The 2741-nt window shown below is 60.4% G+C and carries 3 protein-coding genes; 2 read left to right on the forward strand and 1 reads right to left on the reverse strand.

Going from position 1 to position 2741, the window contains the following annotated elements:
• Positions 1 to 6: 6 nt before the first annotated feature.
• On the reverse strand, positions 7 to 948 hold the full coding sequence (locus JV201_RS10730) for a transporter (RefSeq protein WP_219406878.1): 942 nt from the start codon (positions 946 to 948) through the stop codon (positions 7 to 9).
• Positions 949 to 1151: 203 nt separating this feature from the next.
• Here JV201_RS10730 and JV201_RS10735 point away from each other — a divergent pair, with 203 nt between their 5' ends.
• Positions 1152 to 2189 carry an AraC family transcriptional regulator gene (locus tag JV201_RS10735; RefSeq protein WP_003219184.1) on the forward strand — a complete coding sequence of 346 codons (1038 nt, stop codon included), beginning with the start codon at positions 1152 to 1154 and terminating at the stop codon, positions 2187 to 2189.
• 111 nt (positions 2190 to 2300) lie between these two features.
• Complete coding sequence (locus JV201_RS10740) at positions 2301 to 2738, forward strand: carboxymuconolactone decarboxylase family protein (RefSeq protein ID WP_003219182.1); 438 nt, start codon at positions 2301 to 2303, stop codon at positions 2736 to 2738.
• Positions 2739 to 2741: the final 3 nt, after the last annotated feature.

A 2741-nucleotide genomic window follows, 5' to 3' on the forward strand; every position in this document is an offset into this window, starting at 1 on the left:
TCGGGTTTACAAGGCAAACGGAATCGTCAACTTCGCCCACAACATGTCGCCTTCCGGCCGGTTCTGCACATCAAACTCCTTGGCCCAGCGCACTTCGGCACTCGCATACTTGAGGAAGGTGAAATACACCGCCGGACCGATCGCAAACACCTGGCCCTTGACCCCGTCATCCACATCTTCGCCATAGATGTTCACCACGGTATGCCCGTATTGCTTATCGTCGGTGGTCTGCTTGAGGTAGTAGCCGTTGAGCCCAAGGCTGAGGTTATCCGTCACCTTGTAGCTGGCCGAGTACTCGAAGTGAAAAATCTGCCCCGAACGGTAATGGGTGTCGGGGTTTTCCTTGTTGAAGCTGTAGGTGGTCTTGATCGACAGCTCGGTGCGCTCGTTGGGCATCCAGGTCGCCGACACCAACGGTTTGTAGGTGTAGAAATTGTTGCTGGTATTGGCCAGGCGCGTGGCGTCGTATTCGCCGGTGGGCAGGGTGATTTCCAGGGCGGTGCCCACTGTCAGGTTCTTGCCCAGGTCCCAGAGGATGATCGGCGCCACGGTGGTGTCGCCCATGCTTTCCCGGGTGTCGGACATGCCGAACAGCGACACCTGTTGCTTCAGGTACGGCTGGGCGATATAGCCGCCCAGGCGCCCGCCGAATACCCGCAACGGGCTGAGGTAATCCAGGCGCGGGATGATCGCGTCGGACTTGATCTTCACGTCCGGCACCTTGCCACCCAACGAGCTGATATCGAGCTTCCTGGCTTCGTAATGGTTGTAATAGATGTTGAAGGCGAACATGTGGTCGGGCAGGTTGTTGACGTCCAGCGGCAGGATGTAGAAGCCATCGGTGCCGGGGCCGATGTTGTCGACGCCGCCTTCGGTGGCCAGGGCCGGCAGGCTGATGAGGGTCAACAGGGCGAGTTGCACGGGGTAAAACGCACGGGTCGTGTTCATGTCTGGGCTCATTATTATTATCAGGACGACGCTGCCTATAGAAATAAGCCCTCGGCGCCCGGCGGGGCAGGGTATTGGCGGCCACATAGGGGGACTTTGGCGGACAGCTTTCATCCAGAGTGCAGCAGTTCTTGCAAGAGCCTATGATTGTCAGGATGTTTCCAAAACAAGAACTGAAGCACTCAGTCGGGAATCGAAGATCCATGCAAAGGAAAGCCGTTGATCCGCACTATGATCTGGCCCTGGTCTCGCCATTTCTGTTGCAAACCCTCGGCCAAGTGGTCGCGCAAAAAGGCGCGAGCGCCGAGCACCTGTGCCGTGGCCTGGGATTCACCCTGGCCGACCTGGACGACCCGGCCCAGCGCATTTCCTATCGCCAGGCGGTAGCGATGATCCAGCGTGCACTCAAGGTGTTGCCCGACCAGGGGCTGGGCCTGTGGGTAGGCCATCAGAACGTACTCGGCACCCTGGGCCTGCTCGGCCATGTGATTTCACTGTGCAAGACGTTGCGCGATGCGTTTGCCATCGGGGAACGTCATCAGCACACCTCCGGTGGTATCGCCACCTCGCGCACCCATGAAGGCCCCCAGGAAGTTTTCGTCGATATCGAATGCCTGCTGCCCTACGCCGAGGTGCAGGTGTTTGCCGCCGAGGAGTTTTTCGCCAGCCTGATGGTGTATGGCCGCGCCCTGGTGGGCGAGGGCTTCATGCCGCTGCGGGTCGAATTTATCCACGCCGCGCCCACCTATGTCGCTGACTATCACCAACTGTTAGGTACGGATGTGCGTTTTGGCTGCCTGCATAACCGCATGGTCCTGGCCAGCCACTGGCTGGATGTGCGGCTGCCCAATCACCATGCCCTGGCCTTGCGCCAGGCCCTGGAACTGCTGGAACTGGAAAGCGCGCAACTGCATCAGAAAATGGATTTGATCCAGGCGGTGGAGCGCGCGATTTCCCGGGATTTGCAGGGCAGCCAGCTGGAAAAGGTCGCCAGTGACTTGAACATGAGCGGGCGTACCTTGCGCCGGCGCCTGACCGAGCATGGGCTGACGTTCGAGGGCTTGCTGGAACAGGTGCGCAGGGCAAGGACCATGGGCTTGCTGAGCAACCCGGGGTTGTCCATCGAACGGATCACCGAGGAAGTTGGCTACAGCGATGTGCGCAGTTTTCGGCGGGCGTTCAAGCGCTGGACCGGGCTGAGCCCCAGTGCGTTTCGCGGTGAAGGCGCAGGGCCGGGGTGATCGTCAGGATTGGCCCCATTGGCTACCTGATCTTTCCCCGGATTGGCTATTTGTCCAATGCCCCCTCGTCACTACTCTAGACACCAATCCCCACTGTTCTGGAGTATCACCATGCAAGCTCGTACCGACTTCTACACCGCTTCCCCGGATGCCATGAAAGCCATGCTGGCCCTGGAGGCTGCCGTCGGCAAACTGTCCATCGAACTGCCGCTGCTGGAGCTGGTGCGCCTGCGTGTGTCGCAGATCAACGGCTGCGCCTTCTGCCTCGACATGCACACCGCCGACGCCCGCAAGGGGGGCGAGACCGAGCGCCGCCTGTACACCGTGTCGGCCTGGCGTGAAACGCCGTTCTTCACCCCCCGTGAACGTGCCGCGCTGGCCTGGGCCGAAAGCCTGACCCTGCTGAGCCAGACCCACGCACCGGATGCAGACTTCACCGAACTGGCCGCCCACTTCAGCCCGCAAGAGCAAGTCGACCTGAGCGTGGCGATCGCCACCATCAACAGCTGGAACCGTCTGGCGGTGGGTTTTCGCAAGATGCCTAAATAACCC

The organism is Pseudomonas sp. Colony2 (assembly GCF_019382755.1).
Lineage (GTDB): Bacteria > Pseudomonadota > Gammaproteobacteria > Pseudomonadales > Pseudomonadaceae > Aquipseudomonas.

Excerpts from the sequence above, each read along its gene's own strand:
- JV201_RS10730 (WP_219406878.1), bottom strand. The coding sequence starts at position 948 with ATGAACACGACCCGTGCGTTTTACCCCGTGCAACTCGCCCTGTTGACC.
- JV201_RS10740 (WP_003219182.1), top strand. The coding sequence starts at position 2,301 with ATGCAAGCTCGTACCGACTTCTACACCGCTTCCCCGGATGCCATGAAA.
- JV201_RS10735 (WP_003219184.1), top strand. The coding sequence starts at position 1,152 with ATGCAAAGGAAAGCCGTTGATCCGCACTATGATCTGGCCCTGGTCTCG.